General features: G+C 56.1%; 13 protein-coding genes. 6 read left to right on the top strand and 7 right to left on the bottom strand.

Features of this window, described 5'->3' with window-relative positions; translation table 11 throughout:
- Positions 1 to 61: 61 nt before the first annotated feature.
- Positions 62 to 2,449 (top strand): right-handed parallel beta-helix repeat-containing protein, encoded by a 2,388-nt coding sequence (locus tag HG66A1_RS02745; RefSeq protein WP_145180616.1) that lies wholly within the window; start codon positions 62 to 64, stop codon positions 2,447 to 2,449.
- Positions 2,450 to 2,475: 26 nt separating this feature from the next.
- Here HG66A1_RS02745 and glnA read toward each other — a convergent pair whose 3' ends face one another.
- From glnA to HG66A1_RS02730, 3 genes are all read right to left on the bottom strand, one after another.
- Entirely contained in the window at positions 2,476 to 3,888 is a 1,413-nt protein-coding gene (glnA, locus tag HG66A1_RS02740) for a type I glutamate--ammonia ligase (RefSeq protein WP_145180613.1), read from the bottom strand.
- 154 nt (positions 3,889 to 4,042) lie between these two features.
- Positions 4,043 to 5,203, bottom strand: a complete 1,161-nt coding sequence (locus HG66A1_RS02735; RefSeq protein ID WP_145180610.1) for an STM4014 family protein — start codon at positions 5,201 to 5,203, stop codon at positions 4,043 to 4,045.
- Between the two features lie 19 nt (positions 5,204 to 5,222).
- Positions 5,223 to 6,161, bottom strand: coding sequence for an STM4015 family protein (locus HG66A1_RS02730; protein WP_145180608.1), 939 nt, complete (start codon positions 6,159 to 6,161; stop codon positions 5,223 to 5,225).
- 178 nt (positions 6,162 to 6,339) lie between these two features.
- On the opposite strand from HG66A1_RS02730, the gene HG66A1_RS02725 reads away from it, so the two are divergent.
- The 5 genes from HG66A1_RS02725 to HG66A1_RS02705 all read left to right on the top strand — a co-directional run bounded on the left by HG66A1_RS02725 (position 6,340) and on the right by HG66A1_RS02705 (position 11,862).
- Complete coding sequence (locus HG66A1_RS02725; protein ID WP_145180606.1) at positions 6,340 to 7,011, top strand: HAD family hydrolase; 672 nt, start codon at positions 6,340 to 6,342, stop codon at positions 7,009 to 7,011.
- Complete coding sequence (locus HG66A1_RS02720) at positions 7,008 to 7,823, top strand: STM4013/SEN3800 family hydrolase (protein ID WP_145193665.1); 816 nt, start codon at positions 7,008 to 7,010, stop codon at positions 7,821 to 7,823. Before HG66A1_RS02725 ends, HG66A1_RS02720 begins: the two co-directional genes overlap by 4 nt.
- Entirely contained in the window at positions 7,820 to 9,139 is a 1,320-nt protein-coding gene (locus tag HG66A1_RS02715; protein ID WP_145180604.1) for an STM4012 family radical SAM protein, read from the top strand. Before HG66A1_RS02720 ends, HG66A1_RS02715 begins: the two co-directional genes overlap by 4 nt.
- On the top strand, positions 9,130 to 10,005 hold the full coding sequence (locus HG66A1_RS02710) for an STM4011 family radical SAM protein (protein ID WP_197996952.1): 876 nt from the start codon (positions 9,130 to 9,132) through the stop codon (positions 10,003 to 10,005). The genes HG66A1_RS02715 and HG66A1_RS02710 overlap by 10 nt, the downstream gene beginning before the upstream one ends.
- A 180-nt stretch (positions 10,006 to 10,185) precedes the next feature.
- Positions 10,186 to 11,862: an alkaline phosphatase gene (locus HG66A1_RS02705; protein ID WP_145180602.1), complete on the top strand. Its 1,677-nt coding sequence runs from the start codon at positions 10,186 to 10,188 to the stop codon at positions 11,860 to 11,862.
- Positions 11,863 to 11,874: 12 nt separating this feature from the next.
- Here HG66A1_RS02705 and HG66A1_RS02700 read toward each other — a convergent pair whose 3' ends face one another.
- Genes HG66A1_RS02700 through HG66A1_RS02685 form a run of 4 tightly spaced genes read right to left on the bottom strand, consistent with a single transcriptional unit; the run spans position 11,875 to position 16,755 of the window.
- Positions 11,875 to 14,127, bottom strand: coding sequence for a peptidoglycan D,D-transpeptidase FtsI family protein (locus HG66A1_RS02700; RefSeq protein WP_145180600.1), 2,253 nt, complete (start codon positions 14,125 to 14,127; stop codon positions 11,875 to 11,877).
- 40 nt (positions 14,128 to 14,167) lie between these two features.
- On the bottom strand, positions 14,168 to 14,707 hold the full coding sequence (locus HG66A1_RS02695; RefSeq protein ID WP_145180598.1) for a hypothetical protein: 540 nt from the start codon (positions 14,705 to 14,707) through the stop codon (positions 14,168 to 14,170).
- A gap of 14 nt (positions 14,708 to 14,721) precedes the next feature.
- Positions 14,722 to 15,687 (bottom strand): rod shape-determining protein MreC, encoded by a 966-nt coding sequence (locus HG66A1_RS02690; protein WP_145180596.1) that lies wholly within the window; start codon positions 15,685 to 15,687, stop codon positions 14,722 to 14,724.
- Between the two features lie 18 nt (positions 15,688 to 15,705).
- Positions 15,706 to 16,755: a rod shape-determining protein gene (locus tag HG66A1_RS02685; protein WP_145180594.1), complete on the bottom strand. Its 1,050-nt coding sequence runs from the start codon at positions 16,753 to 16,755 to the stop codon at positions 15,706 to 15,708.
- Between the last annotated feature and the right edge of the window lie 244 nt (positions 16,756 to 16,999).

Here is a 16,999-nt window from a genome sequence, read left to right as displayed (position 1 = left end):
TCTCGTCGAAAAAAACTTCAACGGTTTTGATTTAGACGAGAGCATCTACGGGATAGATTCCATGACGCGGGCCTGGCTGGGATTATTCACATTCTTCTGCTTACCACTAACCTTACTGGCAAGCACACAGGAGACCGCTCCTGCGCCGCAGTCAGAAAACGTCCAGGCGGACGTCGCGGAACTCTTTGGGGATGCCGGCTGGTTTGGACGCTACCATCCTCATTTCGGCTATCGCTATCAGGCCGGTGATACCATCGGCCGCATCGGCGGCCTCTCTTCCTTCGACGGCTTCCTCCCCCTTTTCGAAGGTGAAGACAGCAACTCCCTGTTCTTCCTCGACGCCCGACTTCTGATCGACTCCGACAGCACGAACCTCGGCTCCAATGTGGGCTTTGGTGCCCGCCGCTATCTTCCCGAATGGGAACACACCATCGGTGCGTACCTCTACTACGATACACGGAACGCCGGCTACGCGAACTTCAGCCAGGTCTCAGGTGGTGCCGAACTCATCGGCGATTTCTGGGAAGGCCGCCTCAACTGGTATGTCCCCACAGGCACTCGGCGGAAGCAGTGGGGCTCCAGTCTCTCTGGTACAGGCAACTACTATTTCTCCGGCCACTACCTCTACGGGGGAACGCTCACCCGCTTTTACCAGGCCGCGATGACCGGCGTCGACATGGAAGCCGGTCGCAGAGTTCTCACCGGTTTCAATACCGACGTCCGTGCCTTCGCCGGCTGGTACCACTTTCAGGCGCAAGGCAGTCAACAGGCCTGGGGCTGGAAATCCCGCCTCGAAAGCCGCATCAACGACCAGGTCGCCCTCAACCTCAGCGTCCAGAACGACCGCGTCTTTGATACCACCGTCAACTTCTCCGTCTCCTTCCAGTGGCCCAGCATCACCGGACTCAAAAACGGTCCCCGTATGGACCTCACCGCCCGGGATCGTCTCGGCGAAAGCCCCGAACGACTTCGCGCCATCGTCGTCGACAATCAGGAACACGCCAGCGCCAGCAATACACTCATTCGTAATCCCGCAACCGGCAATCCCTACTACTTCATGCACGTCGCCGCGGGAGGTAACAGCAATGGCTCTTTTGAAGATCCCTACGAAACACTCACCAAAGCGTTTAACGACACACGCACCCAGGCAGGTGATCTGATCGTCTTCGATCATCGCGGCACTTCCGAAACCGGCGACTTCACTCTCGCCCCCGGTACACAGGTGATGTCTTCAGGCCCCGCCCAGTTCATCAACACCCAGTTTGGTCAGCAGTTGCTGCCCGGTTCCAACACCGGACTCTTCCCGCAGATCAACGGCAGCTTTACCATGAATGATCGCACCCTGCTCTCCGGCTTCCGGATTGTCACAATTGACGAAAGCCCCTCCATCAGGGCCGACGGTGCGCAGCAGATCACAATTACCCACAACACAATCACCAACGATGCCAATAACGGCATCTTCCTGAAAAACGCACGCGACATCTTCATCCGCAACAACACGCTGCAAGCTATCGATGACGACATGATTGAAATCGTCACCAGTTCCGGCCAGATCGTCATCGCGGATAACACCCTCAGAAGCCTGGCCAGCGATGCAGGACCGGCCGTCTTCGGCGACGCCATTTCCATCTCCGTCAATGACGACGCCCAGATCGACATCGATCGCAACACGATCACCAGCGAAGTCCAGGGCTCCGACTACGGCATCAATATCACCGCCAACGCCGGCGATATTACCACCCGCATCCGCGACAATCTTATTACCGGCTTCGACTTCTCTCTCGCAGGAGGCATCAAGTATCAGGGCAACTCGTCCGGTACCGCGCACACCACCATCTCAGGCAATACCATCTTTAATGACGACGGTCCCCTCACGGGCTCTGGCATCTTTAATGGCATCCAGGTCAGTCATCTGAACGGTTCTGCGACGACGGACATCATCGACAATAAAATCGTCACCAACGACCACGCGACACTCGGCAGGGCGATCTGGCTCGAACTGCAGACCGCAGGAGCCACTACTACCAACGTCAGCCAGAACCTGATCTCGGATCCCGGTGATTCAGAAGTCTTCGCCTATGGCTTCATCGCCGACATCGGTCTGGGCACCAGCCACGACATTTTCCTCACGGACAACACCTTCGGCCCCAACCAGTACAATCTGCGCGCCGACGTAAAATCTGGAGCAGCAGCCCGGATGCGCATCAATCAGAACAACTTCACCAACAGTGCGAATACCGCCGAAGACCTGCTGATCTACTCTGAAGATTCCGGCTCCGAACTCTGTATGGAGATCTTAAACAACACCGCGTATCATCTGTTTGAATTCAGCACCAACTTCGGGGGGGTTATCAAAATCGAAGATCTGCCGAACCTCTCGACGAACAACAACAACGTCCCTGTAATCACTACTGGAAATGTCATCAATATCGCGGACTGCTTCCCGTAGAATTATCGCTTCCGACAGGCCCGCGATCAAATGTCGTAATACATCGCGAATTCAAAGGGATGAGGACGCTCACGCAGAGCGGCCACTTCGTGGCTGGTCTTATACCAGATCCAGGTATCGATCACGTCTTCAGTGAAGACATCACCCACCAGCAGGAACTTGTGGTCGTCGCGTAAAGCCTGCAACGACTCTTCCAGCGAAACCGGAACTCCCGGCAGTTCGGCCAGTTCATCGGGTTTCAGATCATAGATGTCTTTTTCCAGCGGATGCCCTGGATCGATCTTGTTCTGAATCCCGTCCAGCATCGCCATCAGTACTGCCGACATCGCCAGGTACGGATTCGAAGACGAATCGGGGCAGCGGAATTCAAACCGCTTGTTTTCCGGATGCGGACTGTGGACCGGAATCCGGATTGCCGCCGATCGGTTACGGTAACTGTAAGTCAGATTGATCGGTGCTTCAAACCCGGAAATCAGACGTTTGTAGCTGTTCGTTGTAGGGCAGCAGAACGCAAACAACGCAGGAGCATGTTTGAGAATTCCGCCCATCGCATACATCCCCAGTTCGCTGAGCCCCCCGTAACGGGACCCCGCAAACAAAGGCTTGCCCTCTTTCCAGAGTGACATATGCAGATGCAGACCCGAGCCGTTGTCGTTCCACAACGGTTTCGGCATGAACGTCGCGGATTTGCCATACTTGGCCGCCACGTTCTTCACAATATATTTGTACCGCAGCAGGTTGTCCGCCGTCTTCAACAGCGGTGCGTATTTCATGTCAATTTCGCACTGACCGCCGGTCGCCACTTCGTGGTGCTGGGCCTCCACATCGACGCCGCAATCCATCAGCGCCAGCATCATTTCGGTACGGGCTTCCTGCAATGTGTCAGCCGGAGGTACCGGAAAGTAACCCTCTTTGTGTCGAATCTTATAACCGGCGTTGGGACCACTGCCCGCCTTACCCCGGTTCCACTGCCCTTCGATACTGTCCACATGGTAATAGCATTCGTGCTCATTCTGGTCAAAACGGACATCATCGAAGATGAAGAACTCCGCTTCGGGGCCAAAATTGGCTACATCCGCGATTTTTGTGGACCGCATGTAGCTTTCTGCTTTTCGGGCAACATTGCGCGGATCTTTGGCATAATCCTCGCGCGTGATCGGGTCCTGGATGTTACAGGTCATCACCAGCGTATTAGGCATGAAGGGATCGACAAAGGCGGTATCCGGCTGCGGAACAACCAGCATGTCGCTTTCGTTAATCGCTTTCCAGCCCCGCATCGAAGAGCCATCAAAGCCGAAACCGTCTTCGAAGCTCTTTTCTACTAAGATCTTAGCAGGAATCGTAAAATGTTTTTGTGTCCCGGGGAAATCCATAAACCGCAGGTCAATGGCCTGAATTTCCCGTTCACGACAGAGGGCGAGCACTTCCCGAGGAGTCATCGTTGTATCCTGATTCAAGTAAGTCATTCATCGAAGATTCTATGTGATTACTGAATAACTTAATAATGCAAAACATATACCATTCCCGAAATTTGCACAATAATCAGGCACATGGGAAATCATGTACACTCACCCGCATCCCTCGTGGCGAGGGTTAACCCTTACGACCCGCATAGTCCGTCACCAGAGAATTGATCTCACTCTGATACGTCTCCTCCCCTTCCCACAGGATCCCGGGCAGCAGATCCCCGAACGCATTCAGCTCCAAAATCAGTGCCTGGCGAAATCCGGGGGTCAGCAGCAGATCAACGCCCACCTGGAAACTCTCCGGATAAACACCCGCTGCCTGCTCACAGACTTCCATCAACGCACGCCACCGCTCGGGACCGAGAAGCTCCTGCAGCCGCTCACCATCGCCTCGCCGGTTCCCCAGGTGCAGATTCGTCAGCGGGCTCCGACTCTCCCGCACCACAGTGTGCCGAGCCTGACCAGTGATCACCACCACACGGAGATCAAACGTCCTGCCATGACTGAGCGCCGCTTTGGGCATCCACCGCTCCACATGCACTCCTTCCCGGCACAGTTCATCGATCAGTGTGCGAATTACGTTCAGATCGGTGTACCGTCTGACCTTCAGGGAATTATAGAGTCGCGTCTGCCCGTCCTGATTCACCAGCTCCGTAGAGGTGATCGCTTCGATCCGGCGGGAATTTTGATGCAACGCCACCACACCCGATGCGGAAGAAGCATGCGCCAGCTTGAGAAAAACACGACGCTCATTCCGCTGTTGCATGATGGTTAGCAGTTCATCGAACGAATGAATTTCCGGAAACGCCTCGGGAACCGCGCACCCCGCCTCCCTGCACCGGGCATGACAGGCCCGTTTATCAAACAGCTCCCGAATATCAGCCGGCGGATTCAACAGTCTGATGGATGCTATCCCCGACAGACACTTACCGATTTGAATCAGCAGGCTGCAATAGCCCATGTACCACTGTCGCGGATGCAGAATCAAACCGTGGTCGTACTCCAGCCTCTCGATCTGATGCAAAGACAAAAAGGGGTGTCCTTCCACTTCGGCGGCAGCCACACCTCGGGCCAGCAGTCCTTTTTCGACGGCGAAGTTTTCTCCGGGAGACTCGATCCGCACAATGTCGCCCGGTCGAATGATATCCCGGAGACAATCTACGTCTTGCAGCAGTCGTTCATACGAAACGACACGGGCCGCGGGTTGCCCCTGTGATTCCAGGGCCTGTTGAAACAGGTGGACCCTTCGATTCTCCGGGTTACCAATAATGACGAACTGAGAAGACATCGAACTGGTTCACAATCCCTTATTCAGAGACCGCACAGTAACGTTCCATTTCGCCATCGTACTCATCCGGCTCCTGCTGATCGTCAACATCGACTTCAATCTCCAACTCACTCAGCTTTTTGCACATCTCATCGCTCAGATAATGAAAATGCAGATCCAGCTTTTTCAACTGATTCAACCGATTGCAGTCCAGCAGGGCCTGGGCTCCCTCATCGCTCAGGGTCCCCAGTGACAGATCGACCACCTCCACCTGGTTTAGAATCGGTGCCGCTGCGATCGCCTTGGCAATCTCATCCGAGAAAATGCTGTTCCGCAGTCCCAGATACTTCAATTTGGGAAACAGGGCGCCGGTCAACAACGGCTCCACGTCGGCAATGCTGGCATCTCCACCATACTCGTCCGTCCCCAGCCACAGCTCCAGATGTTCCAGTTCCGGGAGAACGGCTGCAGTCACTTCCTGAACGACATCCGCTCCCAGTCCCCCCGCTTCGATAATCAGTGTTTTCAAATGCTCGTGATTCACCCGGCCCAGGCTGAGGTCGTTCGCTCCCCGAATGCGTAACTCCTCCAGCTGGGGAAACGATCTGAGCAGCGGTGACAGATCGGCCTGGCCGATCCAGGAGATTTCGCTTTCTTCAAATGTGATGTCACCAAAAAACAGATGCCGCAATCCGGTCAGCAGATCACTGGAATCCAGCAGCTGATCGACGACGGTCTCTGCCCCGGATCCTTCGTAGGCACCATCCCAGCAGCCGATCACCAGTGCAGTGACATTGCCGATCTGAGGATGACTCAGATACTTCTCCAGCAGATCGGAAAATTTCATCCCCTGCTGTTCCCGCTCGTATCCCAGCGTGAGTCGATAGGCCACGCCCGATGCATCCTGAATACCCGTTTCCGGATCGAATTCCCTGACAGGCAAGCCCCCGAATTCATCCACATGAGAATCGATGGTCATTGAAAGCTCCTCATAGTACGGCTGGTGACGAATTGACATCTTCTCAAACACTTATACAATAGAACAGTTCAATAATGCAATCCTCTGCAACTGGAAATTCACAGGGTCTTCACCTCGGCATGACGGGGCCCAGGGATCATCATTCTCAATCACACAAAGGCGGCCTTCGCGGAATCCCATGCTCCCCAATGCAGATATCAAAGCCATCCTGTTTGACCTCGATAATACGCTCCTCGATCGCAGTACAGCGGTGCGTCGCTATTTCACACAGCTCCTGCAGGATGCGTCCCCGCCCCTGCCCGAAGATGAATTCGAACTCACGCTGTTAACCATCCTGGCCCGCGACCGACTGGGCTATGAAGACCGCGCCGCATTCTTTGACTGGGCCGCCACGACCTGTTTTCCTGACTGGACTCCAGCTGAACTCTGGTCAGATTTCCGGGAGAAACTGCCCCGGATGATCGAACCCGATCCGCTCTGCCTGGAACTCCTGCAACGACTGCAACCGCACTACGCGCTGGCCGTCATCACCAACGGTTCCGCAGAACTCCAGCGCGCGAAAATCGAAGCCGCCGGCATCGATCAACTGATTGATCACATCTGGATCTCTGAAGAAACGGGCGCAGCCAAACCGGATCGAGCCATCTTTGCACAGGCGTTGTCGACACTGGGAGTCACTCCCCAGCAGGCCCTGTTCGTCGGCGATCATCCACATCAGGACATCTACGGCGCCCGGCAGATCGGTATGCACACCTGCTGGATACAACTGGACCGCACATTCCCCGGGGAATTCCCCGAGCCGCACTGCCAGATTTCTTCACTCGATTCGCTACAATGCCTGGTACCATGATTGATGCACGCGCCTGCCTGGGCACACACGACATCCTGTTGCTGACCCTCGATTCGCTCCGCTTCGATGTCGCAACCCGTGCGCTGCAGCAGGGACTGACCCCCAACCTGGCCCGTCTGCTCCCCGAGACCGGCTGGGAACGCAGACATTCACCTGGTAACTTCACCTATGCCGCTCACCAGGCCTTTTTCGCCGGGTTCCTCCCGAATCCCGTGACACCGGGCAAACATCCACGACTGTTCGCCCTCGAATTTCCCGGCAGTGAAACCATCGCCCCAGAGACCTGTGTCTTTTCTTCAGACAACATCGTTACCGGACTCGCAGCACAGGGTTACCACACGCTCTGTATCGGCGGCGTCGGCTTCTTCAATAAACAGAGTCCGCTGGGCAATGCCCTGCCCGGACTGTTCCAGGAAAGCCACTGGTATCCGTCCTTCGGGGTGACCGACCGGCACTCCACCCGGCACCAGGTCGATTTCACTCTCGAACGACTCCAGCAGCTTCCGGCTGAACAACGTCTCTTTCTGTTTCTCAACGTTTCAGCCACGCATCAGCCCAGTTGTATTTTTAAAGAAGGTGCACTTGCGGATTCCGTTGACACCCAGATCGCAGCCCTCGCCTATGCCGACGCTCAACTCAGCCCCCTGATCACAGCCCTGCAACAGCGGGCCCCACTACTCTGTATCATCTGTTCCGACCATGGCACCACCTTCGGCGAAGACGGCTACCAGGGACACCGACTCGCACATCCACTGGTCTGGGATGTCCCCTATCTCGAATGCCTGCTCACCCAGACCGGAGGTCCGGCATGAGCCATCTGCAAACACTGCTCGCGGAAACGCCCTACCTCGCCTACAGCTACGCCTATCCGCACAAGTCCGCTTATCGCCCGTTCGCGCGACCGCTGCCCCTCCGGCAGATCTGGGAACCGGAAGACCGCACAGATTTATCACTGTATCTACATCTTCCTTTCTGCGAATACCGCTGCGGTTTCTGCAACCTGTTTACCCTCTCGAATCCCGAGGACGATCTCGCAGCTCAATATCTGCAGCAACTCCGCATCGAGGCCCGGCAGGTTCGCGATCAACTGCCCGACTTCCATTTTTCTCAGCTCGCGATCGGGGGCGGCACTCCCACTTACCTTGAACCAGATGAACTCGCACAGCTGTTTGACATTCTCCAGAGAGAACTGAATACCAGCCCGGCACAGTTCCCCTGCAGCCTCGAAGCTTCCCCCGCGACATTAACAGCAGAGAAAGTAGCATTGATCCACGATCAGGGAATCGACCGCCTCTCTCTCGGCATCCAGTCGTTTGACGAACAGGAGGCCCTCAGCATCGGTCGTCCGCAGAAACGACGTGAAATTGTTGAGGCGCTGGAACTGGTTCGCAATGTCGGCATTCCCACACTGAACCTCGACCTGATCTACGGTGCCGACGGACAGACGGTCGACAGTTTTCGAGACTCGCTTCAGCAGGCACTCGCCTTCCAGCCGGAAGAACTCTATCTCTATCCCCTGTATGTCCGCCCGCTCACCGGCCTGGGACGCAAACCACAACAGTGGGACGACCATCGCCTGACACTCTATCGCGCCGGTCGGGACTTCCTGTTCGAACGGGGCTACACGCAACACTCTCTCCGCATGTTCCGTCGGACAGACGCGATCCAGCCTCACGACACGCAGTACTGCTGTCAGACCGATGGCATGATCGGCCTGGGCTGCGGCGCCCGCTCCTATACCAGCCGCATTCACTACTCCAGCGAATACGCGGTCGGCCGCAGTGGTGTGGCGGCCATCATCGCACATTATCTCGAACAGGAACCGGAGTCCTTCGCCTCGGCCCACTATGGAGTGGAACTGGATCGGGAGGAACAGCAGCGCCGGTTTCTGATCATGTCGCTTCTGCAGACGACTGGCCTCTCCCGCGACTTCTACTCCCGGACCTTCGGCGGAGATGTCCTCAACCATTTCCCCGATCTGCGGGAACTGGAAGAATATGGGCTCGCACGAATCACCGCGGATACGATCATTCTCACCCCCGCCGGTCTCGAACGATCAGACACCATCGGCCCCTGGCTCTACTCGGAACAGGTCCTGCAGCGTATGGAGACGTTTCAATGTCACTGAAACTCAGCATCCTCTATCGCGGCCCTCTCTCCAGTTGTAACTATGACTGTCATTACTGCCCTTTCGCCAAGCGCCACGAAACCGCCGCGGAACTGAAAACCGACCGACTCGCCCTCGAACGCCTGGTGGACTGGGTCAAAGGCCGCCACGAAGATTCGCTCTCCCTGTTCTTCACCCCCTGGGGAGAAGCGCTCACCCGTCGCTGGTATCAATCAGCCATCTGTGAACTGACCCACCTCCCCCAGATTGAGAAAGTCGCCGCCCAGACCAATCTCTCATACGATCTACAATGGATTGAAAATGCCAACGTCTCACGGCTCGCACTCTGGTGTACCTTTCACCCCTCGCAGACAACGCGGTCCCGCTTTCTCTCACAGTCACGCAGACTGACCGAGCTCGGTGTCGCACACAGCGTCGGTGCAGTCGGGCTCCCCGATGATCTGCCCGAGATCGAACGGCTACGAGCAGAACTTCCCGACAATATCTATCTCTGGGTCAACGCTGCCAAAAGTTCCGGCGTGGATTATTGCGGCGAGCTACTGGACCGCTTCACGGCCATCGACCCGCTGTTTCAGCTCAACACCCAATATCATGCGAGCCTCGGACGCAGCTGCCGATGCGGCTCCAGTGTGATTTCGGTCGACGGGGCCGGCGACATCTATCGCTGCCACTTCATCAAACAGCCACTGGGAAACATTTATGAACCCGGCTTTGCAGACACACTCGTTGATCGCCCCTGTTCAAACCAGACCTGTGGCTGTCACATCGGCTATGTACACATGGACGAACTGCAACTTTACCCGGTCTTTGGGAGCGGTGTTCTGGAACGCATCCCCGCGGAATTTGAGCTGCGTCCGGCAAAATAACTTTCCGTGCAGTGCGTAAGTCGTTAAACAAAGCACAGGACGCCGTGAATCTTAAAAACTTCACACACGCTTCACAGTCCCACGCTTTACAAACCCGGACCGCCTGCCCCTATAATATTGTACTACCCGCCCATACTTCTTAGTCCGATTTCAACCGCTACAACACGACTTGAGGAAACTATGAAACGCGCTGCTGTATCCAGCCTGTTCGCGCTGACTTTACTTGCAATCTGCTTACCCGTCTCCGCCAAAAAACCGGAGGCAGATCATATACGCAAGCTCCAGACCGAAGCCATTCGTAACAAGAAAAGCCCCGTCGCACACTGGGGAATCGAACCCGAAAAATATATCCAATGGTCCAACCATTCGCTGCGGCTGATTCCCGTCTACACCTTTGGTACCAAAGACGCCGGCCAGGGCATTGATCTCAATTCTTACACCGGTGTGAACAGCCCCTATCGCGATTCGAAAAAGCTGGAATCCATTTATGGTTACTCGCCTACCAACACTGTAAATCCCAAGGCAGACTACCTGGACCAGACCAATCTCTACAACATCCAGGAAGCAGCCCTGAAAGCAGGTAAAAAGAACATCATTCTCTTCGTCTTTGACGGCATGGACTGGCAGACCACCAAGGCCGCTGCCCTGTATTACTCCAAGGCTGATAAATACAAAAGTGGACGCGGCACCGGTCTTTACTTCCAGGACTACCCTGCTGCAGGCACCTCGCAGTTCGGCTACATGGTGACTGCTCCTCATAATGCCGCCACCAATGTGGATGTTGATAAGCAGACCGTACTCAATCCGGGCGGTACAATTCGAGGTGGCTATAATGCCGAAAAGGGAGGCCCTAACCCCTGGACTCCTGGCAACGATATCAAATATCTGATCAGCAGTCCCAGCAACAATTACGGAGAGCACGCCTATCCGGACTCGGCAAACACCGCCACTTCGATGACCGCGGGAATCAAGTCCTACAACAATGCCATCAACGTGGATCCCACCGGAGCCCCGGTGATGACCATCGCTCACCAGGCACAGTTGGACGGCTATTCCGTCGGCGTCGTCACCAGTGTCCCGATTACGCACGCCACTCCCGCTGCCGCCTACGCACACAACGTCAGCCGCAACGATTACCAGGACCTGGCCCGCGACCTCGTAGGACAGACATCCATCTCACATCCTGAAGAATCGCTGCCCGGGCTCGATGTCGTTCTTGGCGGCGGATATGGTACCAAAGCCAAACCCTCAGGCAGCAAGTCAGACGGCAAAAACTTTATTCCCGGCTGGAAGTACATCGCTGAAGAAACCATCAAACAGGCCGATGTCAAAAACGGTGGAAAATATACCGTCGCCCTCAGAACAGATGGCGTGGAAGGAAAATCCGGTCTCCAGAAAGCGACTCAGTCCGCCATCAAGAACAAGACCCGCCTGCTGGGTGTTTACGGCGTCGGGGCTCATGCAGCTCACCTCCCCTTCCAGACGGCAGATGGCGATTACCAGCCCGCGCCCGGCAAGACAAGCGCCGAAAAATACTCAGCTGCCGACATCAAAGAAAACCCCACCCTGGCCGATATGACCGAGTCAGCCCTCGATGTGCTCAGCCAGAACAAAAAAGGATTCTGGCTGATGGTCGAAGCCGGCGATGTCGACTGGGCCAACCACGACAATAATCTCGACAACTCCATCGGTGCTGTCAAAAGCGGGGAAGCCGCCTTCAAAGTCATCACCGACTGGGTCGAAAAGAACAGCAACTGGAAGGACACCATCGTGATCCTCACCGCCGATCATGGGCACTACCTGCATATCGATCAGCCCGAGGCCCTGATTCCTCCCAGTGAAAAAAAACAGAAGTAACGCAGGCCGGCTTCAGTTCGCCTGCAACTTCGGTTGTGTTGGCTGCAGCACGCTGGTATCGAGCATCGCTCGCACCAGCTTCTGCGCCACCGGCCCCGCCACACGACTCCCCGAACCGCCATGCTCGATCACCACGGCAAATGCGTACTTCGGTCGCTGTGCGGGTACAAACCCCGCAAACCACGCATGGTCGTTTTTGCCGCCTCCGTTTTCCGCGGTCCCCGTTTTACCAGCAATCGTAACTTCCTTGAGACGCACCGTTTTATAACCGGTCCCCCGTGGATGCGCGACCACCTCAATCAGACCTTCCCGCACCCGTTCCAGCGTGCCGGGATGAATACCACTCACGTAACGTCGCGGATACGAAATCATCTGTCGCGTTGTCGTGGATGATTCCGCGGAAGGCACCACGCTATGTGCTAAATGAGGCACGACCATTTCCCCGTCATTGGCCACCACCGCCATCAGCCGCGCAATCTGCAGGGGCGTCACCGTCAGCCGCGACTGACCGATGGCCATGCCCAGCGTATCTCCGGGATACCAGGGCGATTTCTTCTCAGACTTAGGCGGTGAGGGATCAGGCAGATGACCGCCCCGCTCTCCCGGGATATCGATCCCCGTCGGCTTACCGAATCCGAGTTGATCGGCCCAATGATGAATCGTCTCCGGTCCCATCGTCCGGGCCGCCTGGAAGAAATAGACGTTACACGATTCCCGCAACGCCCGCGTCAAAGTCAGTTCATTATGACCCACGCCATAATGTCGGTAGATATAGTCACGGTGCCGATCGGGACGATCCAGATACCCGCGACAGATAAAAGGTTCATCGGGGTCTACCTTACCACTTTCCATGAGGGCAATCGAAGTCAGCGCCTTGAATGTCGAACCGGGGGGCAACATCATCTGTGTCGCCCGGGGAAACAATGGTCGTCGCGGATCATTCAATACGGCCTGCCACTCTTCCGGGGTCGGATGCAGTAGCAGATTCAAATCGTACCGCGGCGCGGAAGCCGTCGCCACGATCGCCCCGGTGCGAACATCAAGTACGACAATACAACCACCGGATGCAGGGTCGGTCTGTTCCGCAGGTTGTTCCTCGGTTCCCTCGCGCAGTTCCTGCAGTGATTCATCCAGCAAGTCCTGCACCTGGTCCTGCAGCCCCGTGTTCAAAGTCAGCACCACGTCATCGCCTGATTTCGGCTCGCGGATAATTTCGGTACGGATAATCTCCCCCTGACGGTTCCGAACCACTTTTTTCAAGCCTCGCAGGCCGCGCAGGTATCTGTCGTAGGTTCGCTCGACCCCCATCTTGCCGATCCGGTCGCCTTCCTTGTAATCCAGTGGATCTCCCTCAGGGAACCGCTGCTGCCGAGACTTCAAAGTCTTCTCATCGATTCGATGCCGAATCCCAATCTCGTGGGGTGCCAGCGTTTTCTGTGGATATTCTCGCAATGTCGCCACCTGGATATGAATGCCCGGAAACCGCTCCGGATGTGCCGAGATGGCCAGCGCGATCTCGCGAGGAATCCCGGAAGCCAGGGTGTGATAATCCAGCTCTTCCCGCACCACAATCCGCTCACGCCGTGGTCGACGCGGGGGCCGCGTTAAGGCATCTTTAAACAACGTCCAGAATTTTTGCAGCTGATCCTGCTCTGCTGAGGCCTGCGTTTCCACATCAGAATCGTCGGACGAACTCGCCCCTTCCTTTTGAGCCGCACGCTCATTCACACTTTCAATAATAGTCTCAACGCGTTGTTGTACGTCCCTGCATGAGGTCTGCAGTTCTTCCGAACTGGTCTTCATCACCTGTGCCAGTTCGTCCCATAACTGCTGTCGTCGCGCCAGCACTTTCTCCTGCGCCGCCTCAACCTTCTCTCGGTTGCGGCGTTCCACAGGTTCGAGCAGCGTCAACGCCTGTTGTTTGAGCCACCTCGGATTCGGCGGTTCTTCCAGCCAGCGGTAATGCGCCTGCAGATCAAAGCGTTCGACATCCAGTGCCAGCACGCGACCATCAATGGAAACGATCCGCCCGTCACGACTCGGTATGCTTTCGAATGATTCGGTCGTTTTTCCGAACTGCGAATAAAAGTGTTCCGCATTCATCATCTGAATGAAGAGTAATCGCCCACTCACCGCCAGCAGGGGGACCACCAGAATCAACCCCAGCAGAAATACGCGGACGCCGGGCAGACGATCCACCTGAAACGACTGGCCCGCGGCCTCGTTTTCCAGCGTCATATGATCATTGCCGAGACGGTTTCGCATTAGAAAGTCAGTTCCTCAACCCCCCTGCCAGGGACACTCATCAATGAGAATAGCGAGAAGTGTAAGCACGTGTTCCCGCAAGCGAGGAACCACCGGAGACAGGCAGCAGTACCTTCCCGATCTTGCACAGCAGCAAAACAGACAGCCCCACCGCGGACGAATAGAGCGCATTCCCTGCAGAGACAGGCAGCAGACCCTTCAACGTCTCCACAGCAGGCAAGCTCCCTTGGTTCACAATCTGAAACAGCACATCAAAGGCCAGCGCCATCGTGGTGAAGACTGACGCACGACTCACAAGTGATCGCAGCTCGAAGTGCAACTGAATACGATAGACAAACCAGCAGAGCGCGGTCACCACCAGCACACCCGTTCCCGGATGGGCATCATCAAAGGTTTCACAGATGATGCCGACCAGAATCGCCCACAAAAACACCTGCGCATCCCGTAACCAGAACAGTGCCAGGCAGAGCACGACCAGCGGCAGATTAGGACGGCTGCCCGCCACAATCATTTCGGACGCCAGCCCGACCTGGGCAATCACTGCCAGATAACAGAGCAGCAGTAAGCTGAAGAATTTCAACGTCGATTCCTTTCTCAGTTTGCCAGCAGCCGTCGCGGATTGATAATCTGTCGCAGCACACTCACCTGGCGTACTTCAGACAGCCGCACCGCCGGTTCCACAACGATCTTCCAGTATGGTGCCCCACGGGGGAGCTCGGCTTCGATCACCCGACCGTAATACATCGGCTGCCCCAGCGTCGACTGCATGCTCAGGGGAAGTTCACGATCGACTTCCCCCGTGTAGACTTCCTGCCCGACCTGGATCGATTCGGTCGGCGGGATCTGTAACAGTTCGCATTTTCCTTCACCGCGTCCCACCAGGATCCCATCTGTCCCCAGTTGCAGCCCCTGCTCGGTTTTGCGGGCAATCCGGGCCGAGCCACGATAGTTGACCGACGTAATCGGAATCAGCGTACTCGTCCACTTGCCGACTTCGCTGATCTTGCCAATCACCGCCTGTCCCGCATAAAGCGAGTAGCCTGCTTTCACACCCTGCGCCGTTCCCTGATCGATCACAGGCAGATCGGACTGCAGCACAAACGAAGATTCAAATACGCCCTGCGCACCGCCCTGGTTCAACAACCGCCCTTCTTTCAGGAGCGCAATCGATGCTTCTCCCAGAACGTTGGCTTCAATCAGATCGGGAACCAGCAAACGGTCACTCTTGTGGGTGTCGTAATCGGGAGCCCCCGTACGCCTGAGTTGAGCCAGTTCCTCAGCCAGCCGCAGCCGTTCCAGTGCAAGCCGACGGTTCTCTTCTTCCACTGCCGCGAGTTCGCGTTCCAGTTGTTCCACTCGACCATCAGGTACATTCGTTTTGACTTCCGGGACATCCCGTTTCTTCAAAGTCTGTACCAGCGATAATCCGGGACGCACCGCATCCCGCACCAGGTTCGACAGTCGTCTGGAGTACTCCTGCGGAACAAAGTACAGACCGACCCCGATGGTCACCGCCAGGAGTACCAGCTTGATCTCTGCTGATCGGGATTCGCGTTTCATCGATCCGGGCCCGTCCTTTTAAAAGTCACCTTCGCCATTATCAAAGGCATGCCGCCACTGGCTCAGATGTTCCAGGCAGATCGCCGTTCCGCGGGCCACGGTCCGCAGTGGATCCTCATCCACTCGCACCGGAATCCCCAGCTGTTCGCTCATGTAATATTCCAGTCCCCGCAGTAGAGCACCACCGCCCGTGAGGACCATGCCGTTATCCGCGAGATCCGCCACGAGTTCCGGCTTGCACTGTTCGATAGTCTGTTTACAGCAGTTCAGAATCGATTCCAGCGGACCATGCAAGGCATCGCGTAATTCTTCGCTGGTCACAATCGCTTTCCGCGGAATACTGCTGATCGTATCCAGTCCCTTGACCTCACCGGTCAATTCCTGCTCCAGCGGATAAGCACTGCCCAGTTCCAGCTTCAGATCCTCTGCGGTCTGCACGCCGATCCGCAACGAGAAATGCTGCTTCATGTATTCCACGATCGCTTCATCGCACTTGTCGCCGCCAATCCGCACCGAGTTACTGACCACCGTATCGCCCAGACTCATGATGGCCACTTCACTCGTCCCGCCACCGATGTCACAAACCATGCTCGCCATCGGTTCAGAGATCGGCAGCCCGGCACCAATGCCCGCCGCCTTGGATTCTTCAATCAGATAGACCCGGCCGGCGCCTGCTCGTTCGGCACTGTTGAACACGGCGCGCCTTTCGACCGGCGTGATACTGCCCGGCACTGCAATCACAACCCGCGGTCGCAAACCACGCGAATGATGACGGGCCTTGAGTATGAAATACCGCAACATCGACTCGCAGAGTTCGAAGTCGGTGATCACACCATCTTTCAGAGGTCGTACCGCGATGATGCTATCCGGCGTGCGCCCCAGCATCTGCTTGGCCAGCTTTCCGACTGCGGTTCCTTTTCCCAGAATCTTGCGGCTGCCTTTATGCAACGCCACGACCGAGGGTTCGTCCAGCGCAATCCCCTCGCCCTGGATCGCGACGAGTGTATTCGCCGTTCCCAGATCGATCGCCAAATCAGGACAGAGCCATTGACGTAAACGGTGCAGCATCCTTGCACTACCGCTTCATGGAAAAAGAAGAACTGAGTGGATAAGAAACAGTCGACAATCTCATCGATCAACCGACGAGACGCCTGTGATTCACATAACATCCTGTTAAGATTGGGAAAATGTATTCGAGATGGTGAGTTTCTGCAAGATGCAGTTTTGAAACTAATCCATCGCCTTTAAAACAGGAAAACCTGGCAATCCTGGATAGCATTTCGGGAGTTGGATTCCCCCCCGGCACTGCTAT

It is taken from the genome of Gimesia chilikensis (assembly GCF_007744075.1).
Classification (GTDB): Bacteria; Planctomycetota; Planctomycetia; order Planctomycetales; family Planctomycetaceae; genus Gimesia; species Gimesia chilikensis_A.
Note: the sequence above shows the minus strand (reverse complement) of the source record. Positions and strands in the feature narration are given on the sequence as shown.